Below are 18090 nucleotides of genomic sequence, written 5' to 3' on the forward strand. Positions count from 1 at the left end.
GGAACTGGCGCCGAGGATTCCCCCCGGCAGCTGGTGCGGAATACCCTGAGCTGCAGCGTCGGCCTCCGCCTTCACCGGACCGCCGGACTGCCCGTAGGCGAGCTCCCGTGCCGCCCGTACCGCGTAATCCGCCCGCGCCGGGATCCTCATATGACCGGTGTGGGAGGTTTCGCTGTGGACAATGGCCGCACCCGCGCCTGTCCCCGGGAGGACCCCGCATGGTGTTGAGCAGACGTACCTTCAGCGCACTCGCCGGCACCGCCGCGCTCGGCCTCTCATTGAGCGGCAGCGGAAGCGACGAGGCGTGCGCCGCCGGAAGGGCGCCCGTCGCTCCCACCGGGCCCGCGCCCGGACCGCCCGCGGCCGACGGCAAGAAGCACACCGTCGGCTTCGACCGCTACTCGATGCTGATCGACGGCAAGCGCCTCGTGCTCTGGTCCGGCGAGGTCCACCCCTTCCGCCTGCCGAGCCCCTCGCTGTGGCGGGACGTGCTGGAGAAGCTGCGCGCCCACGGCTACAACACGATCAGCATCTACGTGTCGTGGAACTACCACTCCCCCGCGCCCGGGAAGTACGACTTCACCGGCGTCCGCGACCTCGACCTGTTCCTGCGTACGGCCGCCGAGACCGGCCTGTACGTCATCCTGCGGCCGGGCCCGTACATCAACGCCGAGGTCGACGCAGGCGGCTTCCCCGGCTGGCTGACCGTCACCAAGGGCACGGCCCGCACCTCCGACCCGACGTACCTGAAGTACGTCGACGAGTGGCTGACCGCTGTCGACCGGATCGCCGCGAAGCACCTCTACACCAAGGGCGGCGGCACGATCGTCCTCTACCAGCTGGAGAACGAGTACGCGAACAACGTCAGCAGCTCCCTGGGCCGCGACTACATGACCCACCTGTACAAGAAGGTCCGCGCGGACGGCATCGACGTGCCGCTCTTCCACAACGACAAGGGCAGGAACGGGCACTGGGCCCCGGGAACCTTCGACACGGGCGGTGAGAAGGGCTGTTACCTGTACGGCTTCGACGGCTATCCGTCGCCGTTCGCGACCCCGCCCGACTGGGGCTACTTCGGCGTCGGCGGGACGAAGGGCGGCTCGACCGCGAGTCCCGAAACACCGGGGCTCATCGCCGAGTTCGGGGGCGGCTGGTTCGATCCGTGGGGCGGGGCGGAGTTCGACGGCAAGGGATACGCGGAGTCGCGCCGGACCCGGGACGCGGCGTACGAGCGACGCTTCTACCTCACCAACCTCGCCAACGGGATCAAGATCCACAACGTCTACATGACCTTCGGCGGTACCTCCTGGGGATGGCTGCCGGCACCGATCGTCTACACCTCGTACGACTACGGTGCCGCCCTCGACGAGGCCCGGCAGCCCACCGCGAAGCTGATCCCGATGCACCAGATCGGGCAGCTCCTGCACTGCGTGCCCGACCTGGCGAAACTGGACCGCGCCGGGGACATCACGGTCGGCGACACCGGCATCAAGGCGTACCACCTCGTCAATCCGGACACGGAGGCGCACTTCTACGTCCTGCGCAATGACACCGCCACCGAGTCCGTCGCCTCCGTCCCGCTCGCCGGAACGACCGCCTCCGTACCGGTCCCCGGCCTCGACGCCCGGCTGCTCGCCACCGGAATCGCCCTGGGACGCCGGAAGTTGCGCTACTCCACCGCCCAGCCGATGCTGTGGCTCGCCACCGGGCGCCAGGACATCGCCGTGTTCACCGGCCGGGCGGGCGAGTCGACGCGGACCGCGCTGGAGTGCGCGAGCAAGCCGACGGTCACCGTGCTGGAGGGCAACGCGGGACACGAGTACGCGGACGGCGTCCTGCGGATCGATGCTCAACTGAACTCGCTCACCAGGGTGCTGGTGGAGGGCGACGGCATCTCGACGCCTCTCCTGCTGTTGCTCGCCACCGACGAGATGTCCGGACGGCTGTGGCGCTACGACACCCCGTCCGGCCCCGTGCTGGTACGCGGCCCCGCACTTCTGCGCACCGCCGTCCTGCGCGGCACGACCGTCCATCTCACCGGGGACACGATCAAGGCGGCGGACCTGGAGGTCTGGGGACCGCGCGGGATGAGTGAAGTCGTCTGGAACCAAGGCACGTTGAAGGCAGTGGCCACCAAGTCCGGCAGCCTGCGGGCCGAGCAGCGGCTGCCCGGCGCACCCGGCGTCCGGCTCCCGGCCCTGACCAACTGGCGCCGGGCCGCCGAGAACCAGGAGTCCGCCGCCGACTTCGACGACAGCGGCTGGAAGGTCGCGAACAAGAAGTCCTCGCACAGCGTCACCCCTGTACCCGCCGGGCAGCCCGTACTGTTCGCCGACGACTACGGATACCACTACGGCGATGTCTGGTACCGGGGGCACTTCAATGACGCGGGCAAAGCGGAGTCCGTGTCCCTCTCCTACATCTCGGGCGCGCAGGGGCTGCTGATGGCCTGGCTGGACGGAAAGCCGCTGGGGACGCATCGGATGCCGGTGCCGGACAAGAAGACGGTCCGGCAGGGGACTTGGTCGGCGACGGCGACGTTCCCCGTCCCCGAGAAGACGGGACCGCGTGTGCTGTCCGTCCTCGTGCGTCGTATGCAGCACGACGAGGACGGGGCCGCGAAGGACACCCACAAGGTGGCCCGGGGACTGACGGGCGTGACCCTCAAAGGTGCCTCTCCGGCCGTCACTTGGCGGATCCAGGGCGAGGTGGCCCCGGACCCGGTCCGCGGGCCGGTCAACAACGGGGGTCTGTTCGGGGAGCGGCACGGCTGGCATCTGCCCGGGTTCGACGACACCGACTGGAAGGTCGTCGACTTCCCGCGCGACGAGCGGCGCCAGGGCGTCACCTGGTATCGCACCGACTTCCGGCTCGCCGTCGACGCGAGCGTGGACGCCTCGATCGGGCTGACGCTCACCGACGACCCGGCCCGCGCCTACCGCGTCCAGATCTTCCTGAACGGCTGGAACACAGGCCAGTACATCAATGATGTGGGCCCCCAACACACCTTCGTCCTGCCGAACGGACTGCTGCGCACACGTGGGCTCAACACGCTGGCCCTCGCGGTGCTGTCCGACGGGACCACACCGGCAGGACCGGGCAAGGTAGCACTGACACTGTTGGGCAGCGCGGCCGGAGGAGTACCGGTGACGGCGGTGGACTCCCCCGGCGGCCCGCTCAAGCACTAACGCAACCGGATCACGTTCCACGACAGCGGCTCCAGGACGGCGCTCAGCGTGCCGTCCTGGAGGGTGGTGCCCTCGACCGGGTGCGGGGTGACCCGCTGCTGGTCGTCGGCGGTGTTGGTGGCGTCCGGGTCGGTGTCGGCCAGTGCGCTGTGCTCGACGATCGTCGTCAACCCCAAGCGGTTCAGGGCTACTTCGAGCGGCAGCGGCTCGCTCTGGCTGCGGTTGACGGCGAAGACGGTGACCGAGCCGTCCTCGGCGCGCACGGCGGTGGCGTGCAGCAGGTCCGCCTCGCCGTACTTCTTCGTCCCGTACGTCGGCGAGTCCACGCGTACGTCGAGGACCTGACCGCGTCCGTACTTCGAGGCCTGCGCGAAGGGGAAGAACGTGGTCTGCCGCCAGGCCGCGCCGCCCGGCTCCGTCATGATCGGCGCGATGACGTTGACGAGCTGGGCGAGGCAGGCGACGGTGACGCGGTCGGCGTGCCGCAGCAGCGCGATGAGAAGGGAACCGAAGACGACCGCGTCCGTGACGGAGTAGACGTCCTCCAGGATGCGTGGGGCCTCCTGCCAGTCCTCGACGGGGTGCGGGTTCGGACGGCTCTGGTACCAGACGTTCCACTCGTCGAAGGAGAGGTTGATCTTCTTCTTGGACTTGAGGCGGGCACCGATGTGGTCACAGGTCGCCACGACGTTCTCTATGAACGACTCCGTGTCGACGGCGGAGGCGAGGAAGGAGTCGCGGTCGCCGTCGGTCTCCTCGTAGTAGGCGTGCAGGGAGATATGGTCGACGAGGTCGTACGTCTCGGCCAGCACCGTCGCCTCCCACTCCGCGAAGGTGGGCATGGACTGCCCGGAGGAGCCGCACGCGACGAGTTCGAGGTCCGGCTCGATCTGCCGCATCGCGCGGGCGGTCTCGGCGGCGAGTCGGCCGTACTCCTCGGCGGTCTTGTGGCCGGTCTGCCAGGGCCCGTCCATCTCGTTGCCCAGACACCACAGCTTGATGCCGAACGGGTCCTTGTCGCCGTGCGCCACCCGCAGGTCCGAACGGGCGGTCCCGGAAGGGTGGTTGGCGTATTCCTGGAGCTCCAGGGCCTCGGCGACGCCGCGCGTGCCGAGGTTGATCGCCATCATCGGCTCGGCCTGCGGACCGATCTTCTTCAGAAAGGCGATGTACTCGCAGAGGCCGAAGCGGTTGGTCTCCGTCGAGCGCCAGGCGAGGTCGAGTCGGCGGGGCCGCTTCTCCACCGGGCCCACCGAGTCCTCCCAGTTGTAGCCGGAGACGAAGTTGCCGCCGGGGTAGCGGATCGTGGTCACGCCGAGTTCGCGGACCAGTTCCAGCACGTCCGTGCGCAGACCCGTCTCGTCGGCCGAGGGGTGGCCGGGTTCGTAGATGCCGGTGTAGACGCAGCGGCCGAGGTGTTCGACGAAGGATCCGAAGAGACGGGGGTTGACCTCGCCGATGGCGAAGGCGGGGTCGAGGGCGAAGCGGGCGGGGCGCATCGTTTCCTTTCGGGGGCGCGGTGGGTTGGGGATGACTTGTGTTCGTCGGAGAGTGCGGGTTGACTTTGGGCTGGTCGCGCCCACGCGGCTGAGCCGCATATTGACACAGCCCCGTGCCTCTCAAGACGGTTGGCCAGCCGTCACACGTCCAACTCAGCCTGTTCAGGCCGAGCTTCGGCGTGCCGTTGTTCTCGGCGTCGTAGTAGTGGTAGGCGAGCCAGTCATGGCCGTGGTCCTTGAACACCGACTCGCCGCCGGTGCAGGCATAACGTCCGTGGCCGGGACGCGAGCGCGTCCGCGCCGGTGCCGAGGGCGGCGAAGCCGAGGCTGCCTGCGACTGTCACCCCACCCAGTCCAGCCAGAATTTGCCTGCGGTTCAGGCCAGGTCGCCCCATACCCCGCCCTCGCCGTTCGAGATTTCGTCAGATGCTCGCCACTTCGAACGGGACCGTAAAATCGAAGCGCTTGCGCGTCAATGGGTTGCGCAGAACTTTCGACGGAGTATGGGATGGCGGACAGGGGCCCCACTACTCACCGTACGGACGGGGCGTCTTCCCTGCACCGGTGAGGCTTCTCGACGCCTACCTGGGGCGGGGCTTACGGACCCCCGCCCTCCAACGTCTTCCGTACCGCCGACGGGACGGGTATCTGTGAGCGCGGCCCTGACCCGAAACGGCCGCCATAGGGCCCCTGCCACCGGGGCGGGGTGGCAGCGCGTCAGTGGCAGAGCGACCTGTTCAGGCAACGGGCATGGATACGGCCTGCCGGGGCGCCTCCGGATGCGCCGCCCTGGCCGTACGGCAGCGCCTCGTCGGTCACCCTGATTGCCATCCGAACGGCCGAAGCCGTCGGCGTCTGACCAACGCCGGATGACGGTCGGCTGAACTAAGCGGAGGGGAAAACAACTTGAGGAAGAACACTGTCCGCCGGACTGCCCGGGCGGGTGCCATAGCCATGCTCACCGCTGCGGTAAGAAGCCGTTGTCTTTCCGGATGTGATCGTTGAGCTTCCGCTGGTCAGGCATGGTGTCGGCGCCGCTGCGGGAGAGTTCGGGCGTCTGGTTCGGTCTCGGCGATGCGGAGTTGAGCGTGACGTCAGTGATGGCGCTGGTGGAGGAGCGGGAAGCGGCTGCCCGGGGGCGGGCGGAGGAGCTTCGCGCCGAGGCTGAGCGAGTTCTTGCTGAACTCGCCGAGGCAGAGGCGTTGTTGGAGCGGCCGGTGATCGCGACGGCCGAGCTCGCCGAGACCCTGGCCGGCCGGGACGCGATGCTGAAGGAGCCGGCCGCCCCGGTGAGTGAGGCGACGACCGCGACGGTGGCGGACACGGCGAGGGCCCCGGTCGCGGGTTCCATCGTGTCGCGCTGGCATGCGGGGGTGACGGTTCAGGCGCTCGCGGTGGACTACCGGCGGATCGTGGAACTGGTGGAGACCGGTCCGGACAACGGCGAGGGGATCTCGACGAGACCGATCAGGGCGTACTCCCCGCGGCTCGGGGTGACGGCCGCCATATCCGCCGCTACCAGCGAGAACTGCCGGCTCCCCACCAGGCCTGCCGTGAGTGCGGTCGGCAGGACAAGGACGTCCCGCCCTGGCCGGGCTCTCCCCGGGGTGGGTGAGTCTTGACAGTGAGCGCCCGCCGCGGCCAGTGCTGAGGCGAGCGTCAAGGCCAGGACGATCCCGAAGGGCAGCGCCGGCAGCATCAGACCGACGGTGACGTAGCGTCCCGCGACATTCCCCGCGAGCAGCGCGAGATTGTGCAGGGCGAGGCCGGCCAGGAGACCGAGGCCTGCCATCTCCCAGGCCCCGGTACGCAGCAGCCACGTGGAGTCGTTCAGCGCCGCCACCCGCCGCTCAGGGCTGGGGTGGGTCCCGACACGAGCCGCCCAGCACAGCCATCTGGCCGGAATCCACTGCCCCGCCGTATACGTGGGCGGCCAGGGGAGGCGGCGCACCACACGGGGAAGGACGACTCCCGTGGCGTCCCACGTGTGCGCGACCGTGTCCGCGTGCAGTTCGCGTGCGCGCAGGATCATGTTCCTGGCGAGGTAAGTGATCACGCTGAGCACCGCCAGGGCGACCAGCCGCTGCGCCGGCTTCCCGTCGACTTCCGGCAATGAGGTACCCCACAGTCCGGTTCCGGCATTCGACAAAACCCGGGGTAGAGGGAGAGCAGTACGCAGGGCACAAGTGCCGTGGCGACGAACGCCCACCAGAGTGAGACGGTCAGATAGGTGCGTCCGACGTCTCGATGGTGATGGTGGGCCAGTTCGTGTCTGACGACGGTGTGGAAGCCCTCCCGGTCCAGGTCGTACCCGATCAGCAGTCCCATGTCCAAACAGACCCGGGGGCGCCCCGGGAGGCCGTACGCGCGGCCGCCGGCCGTGGTGGCGTAGGGGTCGATCAGCCAGACGGGGGAGCGGGACAGGCCGGCCTCCCGGGACAGCGTTTCCAGTGCCTTCAGGACATCGGCGTTCTCGTCTCCGGCCAGCTGGACCTTCCCGGAGCACCGCGGCAGACGCACGCTCCCGGTCGGCCACCACAACTGGCCCGATCCGATGGACGAGCCGGGCCGTCGGCTGATCCGCGGCCACCAGGGGTGAAGCGCGTAGATGAGGAGGGCGGCGGCAAGCTCGACCGTGAACCCGGTCGCGATCCAGCCGAGTTCGTGCAGGAGATACGGCCGCTCGCAGGCGTTGGCCATCGCGGTCTGCGTGTTCAGACGATGGCCCGGCTCGGTGATCCAGGCGGTCGCCGGGTCAATTCGGGCAAGACAAGGCCCGATCGAGTGCCGGAAAAGCCGCTCGGAGGACGGCAACGCGGCGCACACCATCTCCGGCGTTCCGCCGTGACCTGCTCCGGTGCCACGTCGGCGGCCCGGTCGAGCATTCCCCGCGCCGCGTCCGCCACGTCCGCCGCCGCGGAGCCGTACACCTGACGTGATGCCTTCACGCCGCCCCCTGGACAGAGTCGCTGTGAGACCTCGCAGCCGTTTCCAGAGGTGGGCCGTCCGGTCGATTCCTGAAGAGCAGCACGCTAGTAGGCGGAGCGATAAAACATCATGAACAATCGCAAAACGGCAGTACCGTATGCCGCCATGATGTACGGGGTCCTCGGAACCGACTTCCGCCGCGGCATGCTCGCATCGGCAGGTGAGCATGCTCGCCGAGGAGTCGGGCAAGCGGTTTCAGGTGGTTGAGGCGGAGCGGGACGAGTCGGTGATCGCCGAGCGGGTGCCGTAGCGTCTGGGAGATCAGGACGGCAACGAGGCGGAGGCCGCCGGTGCGGTGGCTCCAGGCACCAGCGTGCTCCGGCCGAAGCTTGGGTTCGGCATGAAGAGAAGGGCCGTCCGGGCCGTCAGTTTCGCTTCAGGAACCCAGGCCGCTGCGCGGGCTGCCGTGGAGGCGGGAAAATGGGTCGGCTCCGTCCGGAACGCCGGTTTCACTGTGATGCCTGTGAGCTCGCGCGTCAGGATGGCGATGGGGATCGCTGACAGGGACCGTCAATTGTTGCGGCAGCACGCGGACCAGACTCTTCAGCCCTGTGGTCCCTCCGGACGGCGTGCCGTTGGCCTGTCACGTCGTTGCCTGGGAGGGGTTCGTGGACGTATTGCATGAGCGGTGTGCCGCGCTGGATATCGGCAAGAAGGACCTCAAGGTGTGCGTCCGCACCCCGAATCCTTCTGGCAGGCGCTCGCGCCGGCAGGAGATCCGTACGTTCGCCACCGTGACCAACTCCCTGCTCGAGTTGCGGGACTGGCTGCTCGCCGAGAAGGTCACCCTTGTGGTGTTGGAAGCGACGGGCGACTACTGGCGGAGTGCGTTCTACCTACTGGAGGACTGCCTGAACGTGATCCTGGTCGACGCCGCGCATGCCAAGGGCCTGCCCGGCCGCAAGACCGACGTCGCCGATGCCGCCTGGCTGTGCCAGCTCGGCGAATGCGGCTTGCTCAAGGCGTCGTTCGTGCCGCCCGAGCCGGTCCGGCACCTGCGGGATCTGACTCGCTACCGCACCAGCCTGACCGCGGAGCGGTCCCGGGAAGTCCAGCGCCTGGAGAAGGAGTTGGAGGACGCGGGCATCAAGCTCTCCAGCGTGGCCACCGACATCATGGGCGTCTCCGGCCGGGCCATGCTCGCCGCCCTCATCGACGGCGAACGTGATGTCCACACCCTGGCCCAGATGGCCAAGGCCCGGATGCGGCCCAAGATCCCCGCGCTGGTGGAGGCACTGACCGGGAACTTCGGCGAACATCACGCCTTCCTCTGCCGCCTGCACCTGGAACGCATCGACCACCTCACCGCGGCCATCGGCGAACTGTCGGTGCGAATCGAGGCCGAGATGCTCCCTTTCGCCCAGCAGATTGAGCTGCTGCAGACCATCCCCGGGGTCGGCCGGGCCACCGCCGAGGCCCTCATCGCGGAGACCGGAGGTGACATGACTCGCTTCCGCACCGCAGGCCACCTGGCCTCCTGGGCCGGGGTCTGCCCCGGCCACCACGAATCCGCCGGGAAACACAAATCCGGCCGCCGACGCCACGGCAACCGCTGGCTGAGTGCCGCACTCGGCACCGCCGCCGTGGCCGCCTCCCGCACCAAGGACACCACCTACCTCGGCGCCCGCTACCGCCGCCTGGTGCCCCGCCTCGGCAAGAAGAAGGCTCTGGTCGCCCTCGAACACTCCATCCTGACCGCGGTCTGGCACATGCTCACCCACGACGCCGAGTACGCCGACCTCGGCGGCGACTACTACGCCAAGCGCGACCCCGAACGCGCCATGCGCCGCCTGGCCCGACAGGCCAACACCCTCGGCTTCACCGTCCGCTTCGACCCCATCGAAGCCGCATGACACCACCGTCACCACGGCCTCACTGACCTGGGCTCAAGCTTTGTTTTCGGACCAGAGTAGGGCGTGAGCCCGCCCACGCGTAAGGGAGGGAGGCGCTGCACAAGCCGCTGCACCGAACCCTGGGCCCGCGCACAAGGAGGCTCCCCCGCCGGGGCCCCGGCTTCGGCGGCGATGCGAGTGGTGCTCTTGCGCGGTAGCCGAGTACAGGGCGATGACAGGGGCCCGGGACACCAGTCCGGCATCGGCAGACTGGTCTTCACGCTGCCGATTCACACCCGGCCACCGTCTCGTACGCCGTCGGGATCCGCTTGCGGCGCGTCGACGACCGGCCGGTCAACTCGTTGGCGTCCTGTGAGTTCGGTTACAGGCCGAGCACGAGCTTGCCGCGGACCTGACCGGTCTTACTGATCAGCTGTGCCTCGGCCGCCTTCTCCAGGGGAAGAATGTCCTGGACTTCGACGTGGACGACTCCGGTGTCGATGAGCGTCCCGATGTGGTGCAGTGCCTGGCCGTCAGGAGCGACGATGACGCGCCGCCCTGTGATGCCCGGTACGCGGTAGGCGGCGTCGATCGGTTCCGGCAGTGTGACGAGCATCCCGCCCGGACGCAGCAGCGGCCACGACTCCTGCTGGGTCCGTCCGCCGACAGTGTCGATGACGACGTCGACCGGTGCGATGGTGTGCAGGCTGTCCGAGGTGCGGTCCAGGGGTTCGTCGACGCCGAGCCGGCGCAGGAAGTCGAGGTTGCGCGGTGACGCGGTGGCCGAGACATGCGCCCCGCGGTACTTGGCGAGCTGTACGGCGAAGTGGCCGACACCGCCCGCGCCGGCGTGCACCAGAACCCGCTGCCCAGCGGTCACCTGTGCGGTGTCGAGGGACTGCCAGGCAGTCAGGGCCGCCAGTGGGACGGCCGCGGCCTGTGCAAACGACAGGCCGACAGGCTTGAGTGCCACTGCTGAGGTCGGCAGCACGGCGAACTCCTGGTAGGCGCCGCCGTACGGCAGGGGCAGCATGCCGAACACCTCGTCACCAGCAGCCGGGCCGTCGGCCGTCGTCGTTGCGACGACCGTCCCTGCCACGTCCCAGCCCATCCCCAGCGGGAAGGGGCGGTCCGTGCCGACCGCGCCTTCACGGAACTTCCAGTCGACGGGGTTCACCCCGGCTGCCCGGACCCTGACCAGGATCTCCCCGTCCCCGGGGGCCGGTATCGGCTGCTCGGTCAGTTTCAGGACGCTTTCGTCGCCATAACGGGAGAAGACCACTGCACGCATGACCGGTGCTCCTAAGAAGTCTGAAACGAGCCGTCGGCCGCAGGGGGCGACGGCTGTGCGGTACGCACTGCGCTCAACCGTGGACCGGCGACGCCCTGTCGGCCATTACCCCGTGAGTACCAGTCCACAGCGTGGAGGGTGGTACTGACAGGGACAGGACGGCGCGTTCCACCGAGGGCATACTGACGTGGGCGACGTGGGCGGGAGCGGCCCGCTCCGAGGAGGACGATGCAGGGGGTGGCCGTGAAGCAGGCGCGTGAGCTGGGCAGGTTTCTTCATTCACGGCGGTCACACGTGTCGCCTCAGGTCGCGGGCGTTCCTGCTCTGGGCCGACGGCGGGTGCCCGGCCTCCGCCGCGAGGAGGTGGCGGAACTCGCCGGAGTGAGCACTGTCTACTACACGCGTCTGGAGCAGGGCCGCGCCACCAATCCCTCGGATTCCGTGCTGGAGGCACTGGCCCGTGTGCTGCGGCTGGACGCGACCGAGCGGGCTCATCTGTACGCTCTGGCTCGCCAGCCGCAGCACCGGGCGGCTGAGTCCTTGTCCTCCGAGGCGCAGCTGGTGCGTCCGGATGTCCGCCGGCTTCTGGATGCCGTGGGCGCGGTGCCTGCATACGTCCTCGACAGCAGCATGGACATACTCGCCGCCAATGACCTCGCCCTGGCCCTGGTCCCCGGCTTTGTCGGTGTCCCGGCGGGCACTTTGAACATCGCCCGTCACATTTTCCTGGACACCACGGCTCGCAGCCTGTACCCGCATTGGGAACAGGTTGCCCGACAGACCGTCGGGTTCCTGCGCTTTTCAGCCGCACGTCATGCGCACCACTCACGTCTGGGACACCTCGTCGCAGAACTCAGTGACCTCAGCCCGGAGTTCCGGGGCTTGTGGGCGGCACAGGAAGTCCGGGAGAAGACACATGGCACCAAGAGCTTCGACCACCCCGTGGTCGGTCGCATCGACCTCACCTACGAAACCCTTGCCCTGCCCGGCGATGAGGGCCAGTCACTCGTCATCTTCACCGCTCCCTGCAGCACCGCGGAGACCGCACTGAAGCTGCTGGGCAGCTGGGCGGCGACAAGCGCACGACAGTAACGGCGTGGTGTACGGCAGTGATCGCGGTCTGAGCCGGAACGCAGAGTGATCCGCACGGGTTGGTGTTGTTGTGACGCAATACCTGGCCCGTGCGGCTCTCTCGCATCGTATCTGCACAGGCATTTCGCGTCGTCGACTCGGTGCGCTCATCGTGGAGTTGGCGCCCGGGTGGATGGCGCGGGAGGACTCGCGGCTGCGGGAACGTCGAGGTCACGAGCGTCTGCGAGCCGAGGGCGGCGGGCCGGACCATCAGCTGGTCTTCACCGATCGAGTGATCGCGACGCTGGTGATCCTGCGGTTCCAGCTCCCGCACGCCGCCCTGGCCCTCTTCTACGGCGTGGACCGTTCCACTATCACCCGCGCCGTCCATGAGATCCGTCCGCTGCTGGCGGCACGTGGTTTCGCGGTGCCCGGCGAAGCCGGGGTACGCCTTCACACGCTGGCCGACGTCTTCGCCTACGCCGAGCGGAGGGCGTTGAACTGCGCCTGGACGGCACCGAGGTGCGGGTGCGGCGCCCGCGGGCGGGCAGGCCGGGACGGCGCGCGTTCGTCTCCGGGAAGATGCGGCAGAACACCAAGAAGGCCACCGTCATCACCGACGAGCGGGGCCGGACCCTGTGGACCGGCGCCGTCCGGCCCGGCCGCATGCACGACCAGGCGGCGGTCAAAGCCGAGGGTATCGAGGACCTCTTCGAGCAGTACCCGCAGGTCAAGGCCAAGGTCGATGCGGGATACCCGGGCCTGGCCAAACGGTTTCCCGACCAGGTCCAGCCGCCGCCGAAGAAGCCCGGCAAGGACGCGTCGCCAGAGGAGTCCGCGGCATGGGAGGAGGCACGCAAGCAGCAGTCCTCCGAGCGGATCTGCGTGGAGCACGCCAACGCCGAGCACAAGCAGTGGCGGCCCCTCCAGCGGTACATCGGCCGCCGCCGTCGCCTGCGCGCGAAACTGCCCTCGATCACCCGGCCGCCAAAACCCCGCCCCGTCGGCCCCGGCCGCCCCAAGGGCTCGAGGAACAAGCCCTGGCGGTGCCGGTGAGGTCTGCGGCCCAGCGCATGCCGGTACCCGTCGCCCGGAAGCAGGCGGGTACTTCGGCGGGTCGCTAACCGGCGAACGCGGGCTGCGGCAGCCCCTTCCCCGCGCCGGGAAGCACCAGCACCGAGCCCGACATCGGGTGCGGTGCGTCGAGGCCCGTACGGGCCGTGGTGATGTACAGGTCGGTCAGGTCCGCGCCGCCGAAGGCGCAGGCCGTGGGGCGTTGCGCGGGTAGTTCCACGACCCGGTCCAGATCGCCGGACGGGGTGTAGCGACGGACCGCTCCGCCGTCCCACAGGGCCACCCATACGCAGCCGTCAGCGTCGACGGTGAGGCCGTCGGGGAAGCCGGCACCGTCTTCCACAGCCGCCAACTGCCTTCTGTTGACTGGAAGTTGATTGTCTCCCACGTCGAAGACGTCGATCCGTCGGGTCGGGGAGTCGATGTAGTACATCTGCCGGCCGTCCGGGCTCCAGCCCGTGCCGTTGCTGACGGCGACGTCGTCGAGGACCGTGCGTACGGTTCCGTCCGGGGCGAGCCGGGACAGCGTGCCGCCGCGCGGTGCCTCGTCGTAGCGCATGGTGCCGAACCAGAGGGAACCGTCGGGGGCGACCGCCGCGTCGTTCGCGCGGCAGCCCGGGACGGGCTCGCGGTGCAGCCACCGGAAGGGCTCGCCGGATCCCTCCGGCCCCTTCGGCCCGTAAAGGCCCACGCCATCACGGAGGTTGACGACCAGGCCGCCCCCCGCGCGGGGCTTGGCGGCACCCACGTGCTGTTCGGTGGCCATGACCGTGCGGTGTCCGGAGACCGGGTCGTAGGTGTGCACCCGGGAGCCGAGGATGTCGACCCAGATGAGCCGCTGTCCGTGCGGGTCCCAGGTCGGCCCCTCGCCGAGGGTGGCGTACGCGCGTACGGCGACCTCGGGGGCCGTCATCCGACGCTCCGGTGGCCGAGCCGTTCGGACAGCTCGGCGGCGCCCTTCGCGGCCAGCTGCTCCAGTTCGGCGCGGCGCTCGTCACTCCAGCGGATCATCGGCACGGAGATGGAGAGCGCGGCGACGACCCCTCCCGTACGGTCGCGCACCGGGGCGGCGACGCAGCTGACGTCCGGGTTGGACTCGCGGCTCTCCACGGCGATCCCGCGGCGGCGGATCTCGGCGAGGGCCTCGCGCAGGGCGGTCGGGTCGGTGATGCTGTTGGGCGTCATCGCGACCAGCTCGGCGTTGTCGGGGATGCGCGAGGTCAGCTCCACATCGCGGAGCGAGGCGAGCAGCATCTTGCCGACGGAGGTGCAGTGCGCGGGCAGGCGCCGGCCCGCCGCCGACACCATGCGCACGGCGTGCGTGGAGTCGACCTTCGCGATGTAGATGACGTCGGTGCCTTCGAGGATGGCCACGTGTACGGTCTCGTCGCAGGTCTCGGCCACCGAGCGGGCGACCTGCTGGCCCTCGGCAGCGAGGTCCAGCTGCTCGGCGTATCTGCTGCCGAGCTGGTACGGGCGTACGCCGAGCCGGTAGCGTCCCGGCTGGCCGGGCACCTGGACGATGTACGACCGGGCGGCGAGCGTGGTGACCAGCTCGTGCACTGTCGTGCGCGGCAGCTGCAGCTTGCGCACGATGTCGGGGGCGGAGAGTGTCCCGTCCCCGTCCAGGAAGAGCTCGAGTATGTCGAGAGCCCGGGTCACGGCAGGTACGAGGCGTCCCACAACCGGCCCCCTCCCTTGTGTTCGAAATTTCAACAGACGATCGGCATGACGAACACAGGTTACTCATGGCTGTCTTGAGCGGGCAATGGTCAGGGACGGGGGCACCTTTCATCGAGGGGACCGGTGGGTGGGCCGAGACGGGTGGGCGGGTGGAAAACCGACGGGAGGGGAGCGCCGGGTGCCTGGTGAGCGGGGGCGCACTCGCCCCGGGGCCGGCGGGAGGGCAGCTCCCGGCGCCCGAGGGACCGGGTGCACTCGCCCCGGGCCCGGCGCGAGGACAGCTCCCGGCACCCAAAGGACCGGGTGCACTCGAACAAGCCCGGCGCGAGGACAGCTCCCGGCACCCGAGGGACCGGGTGCACTCGCCCCGGGCCCGGCGCGAGGACAGCTCCCGGCACCCAAAGGACCGGGTGCACTCGAACAAGCCCGGCGCGAGGACAGCTCCCGGCGCCCGAGGGACCGGGTGCACTCGCCCCGGGCCCGGCGCGAGGACAGCTCCCAGCGCCCAAAGGACCGGGTGCACTCGAACAAGCCCCGACGGGAGGTCAGCGCCGGGCTCTCGGGTCCCCCAGCTCGCCCCGGAGGCGCTGCGCCCGCAGCACCAGCTCCAGCTCGAACCGCCGGTCGGGGTCGTCGACCTCGTCACCCCACAGCTCCCGTATCTGCCGGAGGCGGTAGCGGACGGTCTGGGGGTGCACCCCAAGACGTGCGGCTACCTCGGGGGCGCCACCCCGCGTCTCCAGCCACGCCAGCAACGTCTCCGCGAGCCGCCGCCCATGCGTGGGCCCGCAGTGGGCCAGCGGCGCCAGACAGCGCAACGCGAGATCGTCGATCAGCTCCTCGGGCTGGAGCAGGACCAGGGCCTCGGTGTGCTCCGTGCAGTGCAGAACCTCACCGGCGGGAAGCAGCCCCCGCTCCATGAGCCGTACCGCCGCCTCGGCCCAGCGCAGCGACTTCGCCGCGTCGGCCAGCGGCACCGGCGGCCCGATCGCCCCGGCCCACCCGGTCAACGCCCGGTGCAGCAGCTCAGGGCGCCCGGCCGCGTCCGGCTCGGGCACGACCATGCGGGGCTGCTCGTACTCCATGTCGAGCAGGACGCTCTGTCCGACGGCGGGCGCGACGGCTTCCCGGGCCGGCCGCAGCAGCACCCCGACGGCGACCCGGTCGGGCAGCGGCCAGCCGATCCGGGCGGCGCGTTCGACGAGCGCCTCGGCGGGGTCGCTCCGGTGGTGCTCGGAGAGCAGTAACTCCATCAGGCGCCGCTGGAGGCGCAGCCGCTCCCCGGCCTGTCGCGCCGCGGCTTCGGCGTAACCCCGTACGGACTGATCCACCAGGCCGTCCAGGTACTCGTATCCGGCGTCGACAAGCTCGTACATCGCCGGGGGCGGGATGTCGACCCGCTGCCCGATCTCGGCGAACCGCCGCCAGGCGAGCCGCACCCCGAGCCGGTAGATCGCCTGCAGCGAGTCGAGACTGCGGCCGTGCAGCCCCTCGCCCCGGCCGAACTCCTGGAACACCTCGGGGTGGACGCGCGGACGACCCTCCGCCGTCTCCAGATGCTGCACGAAGACCTCGATCGCGCGGCGTATGCCGACCAGGGCCATCGGCTCTCCGGAGTCGTCGAGGACGACCGGCAGATGCGGGTACTCGCGGCGGATCTCGCGCAGGATCTCCTCGGCGAGCGCGGGCGCCTCGGCCATGGCGATCGCCGCGAACTGCCGCACCTGGACGCGGGGAACGTCGTGCCAGGCCGAGTGCAGTGCCACGGTTCCCGGACGAGCGGTCACGGTCAACGCTCCTGACCGGCATTCTCATAGGTGATCAGCGGCGTGTTCGGCTGGTCCGGCGTCGCGTCGAGCAGCGCGACGACACCGAGCGCGGCGCCCACGGCGAGTGCGGCGGCGGCCGCGACGGTCAGTACGGCGGCGAGCAGTCTGGGCATCGCAGGGTCAGCCTCTCTGTCGGAGGTCGTCCCCACCCCGGCACTCCGCGCGGCCGTGGTCATGCGGCTGCGCGGCCCCTGCCCGTTCCCGTTCACCGGTCGTGTCCGGTGGCTCTCCACCGGCCCCGACCCATGACGGTTCACCGGTCCCGTCCGGCAAGTCCACAGTCTCGACAATGCATTGACACCCCGTCAAGGGTGCGCCTACGGTTCCCGGCCCATACCGCACGTGCACTTTCCCTCCTGGTGTCGACGCATCCGTATCACCTCGTACCACCCGATATCACCCGTGCGTCGAGCCTCCTCACGCCCCTGGAGTGCCCGGATGCGTCGCAGAGTCTCACCCGTCTCCCTGATCCTTCTCGGCCTCGGCACCTTCCTGCTCGTGCTGGCCCCGATGCTCGCGTGGTACGTGGAACCGCGGGCCGCCGTGAACCCGATCGACATCGACACGACCGCCGTCTACACCGGCACCGGCAGCGTCTTCGACGTCGACAAGGTCGCGACCGTGTCCGACCAGAAGATCACCGTCACCCAGCAGGTACGCGGCGACGTCGCCGACAGCGAGCGCAGCGGAAAGGCCGTCTGGGACGTGACGACCACGGTCGACACGGACAAGTCGCTGCCGGCCGCCGACCCGCACGACGCCCTGGAGTTCGTGCCGGGCCGCTGGGTCACCAACCGGAAGACCAACACTCCGGCGCACTGCTGCCAGGAGAAGCCGTACTTCGAGGGCGAGGCCTACCTCAAGTTCCCCTTCGACGTGCAAAAACGCGCGTACCGCTGGTGGGACAACTCGCTCGGCGCGACGGTCACCCTGAACTACCGGGGCACCAAGAAGATCCGCGGGTACGAGGGCTACCGGTTCACCGGGTCCGTCCCCGCCACCAGGACCGGGACCCGTCTGGTACCGGGCGCGCTCGTCGGGGAACCGAAGCGCAGCCAGGTGCTCGCCGAGGAGTGGTACGCCAACCATCTGATCGAGCTCGTCGTCGACCAGCGCACGGGCCGGGTGATCTACGCGCAGGTCGGGCCGCGCAGGACGCTGCGCGCCCCGGGCGCCAAGAAGGACGCGACGGTACTCCTGGACAGCCAGAAGCTGGCCTTCACGGCCGCGACGCAGCAGGACCAGGTGGACCAGGCGAAGACCGAGAGCGGGCAACTGCGCATGGTGGGACAGACGTTGCCGATTGGTGCCGGTGTGCTCGGTTTCGTCCTGGCCGCGGTGGGGGTCGTTTTGGTGGTACGCGGGCGACCGGATCCCGATACGTCCGAGTCGTCCCAGCCTCCGCTCACGATGTGATGTGCCGTCAGCTCCACAAAGCCCGGAAATTGTCACCTCGGTGAGTAGCCGCATCGAACCGCTGGGCGAAAACTGTCCAACCCCACCCGAGCACAGCCCGCCCACATTCCCGTCACGGCGAATGCCCAAAAACCCCACAGCTGGGCAGATTCTCAGCCCCATCCCGTCGAAAGACCAGAGAAGCGCCGTCCGACGAAAGACCGCACAAGCGCAGCCCGA

Annotated in this window: 12 protein-coding genes and 2 pseudogenes; 5 read left to right on the forward strand and 9 right to left on the reverse strand. The window is 69.5% G+C overall.

Going from position 1 to position 18090, the window contains the following annotated elements; translation table 11 throughout:
- Positions 1-218 precede the first annotated feature (218 nt).
- Entirely contained in the window at positions 219-3188 is a 2970-nt protein-coding gene (locus OG390_RS16250) for a beta-galactosidase (RefSeq protein ID WP_406168600.1), read from the forward strand.
- Here OG390_RS16250 and OG390_RS16255 read toward each other — a convergent pair.
- The 4 genes and pseudogenes from OG390_RS16255 to OG390_RS16270 form a co-directional block, all read right to left on the reverse strand.
- Complete coding sequence (locus tag OG390_RS16255) at positions 3185-4687, reverse strand: alpha-N-arabinofuranosidase (protein WP_406168601.1); 1503 nt, start codon at positions 4685-4687, stop codon at positions 3185-3187. The two genes, OG390_RS16250 and OG390_RS16255, sit on opposite strands and share 4 nt — an antisense overlap.
- A 124-nt stretch (positions 4688-4811) precedes the next feature.
- A pseudogene (locus tag OG390_RS16260) lies at positions 4812-4967 on the reverse strand (arabinan endo-1,5-alpha-L-arabinosidase); the annotation flags it as partial.
- Between the two features lie 1119 nt (positions 4968-6086).
- Positions 6087-6743, reverse strand: coding sequence for a hypothetical protein (locus tag OG390_RS16265; protein ID WP_406168603.1), 657 nt, complete (start codon positions 6741-6743; stop codon positions 6087-6089).
- Positions 6740-7387, reverse strand: a complete 648-nt coding sequence (locus OG390_RS16270; protein WP_406168605.1) for a hypothetical protein — start codon at positions 7385-7387, stop codon at positions 6740-6742. The genes OG390_RS16265 and OG390_RS16270 overlap by 4 nt, the downstream gene beginning before the upstream one ends.
- A gap of 896 nt (positions 7388-8283) precedes the next feature.
- Here OG390_RS16270 and OG390_RS16275 point away from each other — a divergent pair.
- A complete protein-coding gene (locus OG390_RS16275; RefSeq protein ID WP_406168607.1) occupies positions 8284-9528 on the forward strand; it encodes an IS110 family transposase in 1245 nt (414 codons plus the stop codon).
- A gap of 361 nt (positions 9529-9889) precedes the next feature.
- Here the strand turns inward: OG390_RS16275 and OG390_RS16280 are convergent, their stop codons facing one another.
- Positions 9890-10798 carry an NADP-dependent oxidoreductase gene (locus OG390_RS16280; protein WP_406168609.1) on the reverse strand — a complete coding sequence of 303 codons (909 nt, stop codon included), beginning with the start codon at positions 10796-10798 and terminating at the stop codon, positions 9890-9892.
- Positions 10799-11041: 243 nt separating this feature from the next.
- On the opposite strand from OG390_RS16280, the gene OG390_RS16285 reads away from it, so the two are divergent.
- Together OG390_RS16285 and OG390_RS16290 are read left to right on the forward strand one after the other, a co-directional pair.
- The gene (locus tag OG390_RS16285; RefSeq protein ID WP_406177693.1) at positions 11042-11890 is read left to right on the forward strand and encodes a helix-turn-helix transcriptional regulator; all 849 of its coding nucleotides are present in this window, start codon (positions 11042-11044) and stop codon (positions 11888-11890) included.
- A gap of 70 nt (positions 11891-11960) precedes the next feature.
- Positions 11961-12925, forward strand: a pseudogene (locus OG390_RS16290) (transposase family protein).
- Positions 12926-12989: 64 nt separating this feature from the next.
- On the opposite strand, the gene OG390_RS16295 reads toward OG390_RS16290, so the two are convergent.
- The 4 genes from OG390_RS16295 to OG390_RS16310 form a co-directional block, all read right to left on the reverse strand.
- Complete coding sequence (locus OG390_RS16295) at positions 12990-13856, reverse strand: SMP-30/gluconolactonase/LRE family protein (protein ID WP_406168610.1); 867 nt, start codon at positions 13854-13856, stop codon at positions 12990-12992.
- On the reverse strand, positions 13853-14626 hold the full coding sequence (locus OG390_RS16300) for an IclR family transcriptional regulator (RefSeq protein ID WP_406168612.1): 774 nt from the start codon (positions 14624-14626) through the stop codon (positions 13853-13855). Before OG390_RS16300 ends, OG390_RS16295 begins: the two co-directional genes overlap by 4 nt.
- A 545-nt stretch (positions 14627-15171) precedes the next feature.
- Positions 15172-16413, reverse strand: a complete 1242-nt coding sequence (locus tag OG390_RS16305) for a PucR family transcriptional regulator (RefSeq protein WP_406168614.1) — start codon at positions 16411-16413, stop codon at positions 15172-15174.
- 2 nt (positions 16414-16415) lie between these two features.
- Positions 16416-16568, reverse strand: coding sequence for a hypothetical protein (locus OG390_RS16310; protein ID WP_406168616.1), 153 nt, complete (start codon positions 16566-16568; stop codon positions 16416-16418).
- 325 nt (positions 16569-16893) lie between these two features.
- On the opposite strand from OG390_RS16310, the gene OG390_RS16315 reads away from it, so the two are divergent.
- Complete coding sequence (locus tag OG390_RS16315; protein WP_406168618.1) at positions 16894-17871, forward strand: DUF3068 domain-containing protein; 978 nt, start codon at positions 16894-16896, stop codon at positions 17869-17871.
- Positions 17872-18090 lie beyond the last annotated feature (219 nt).

The organism is Streptomyces sp. NBC_00996, from assembly GCF_045162675.1.
Lineage (GTDB): Bacteria > Actinomycetota > Actinomycetes > Streptomycetales > Streptomycetaceae > Streptomyces.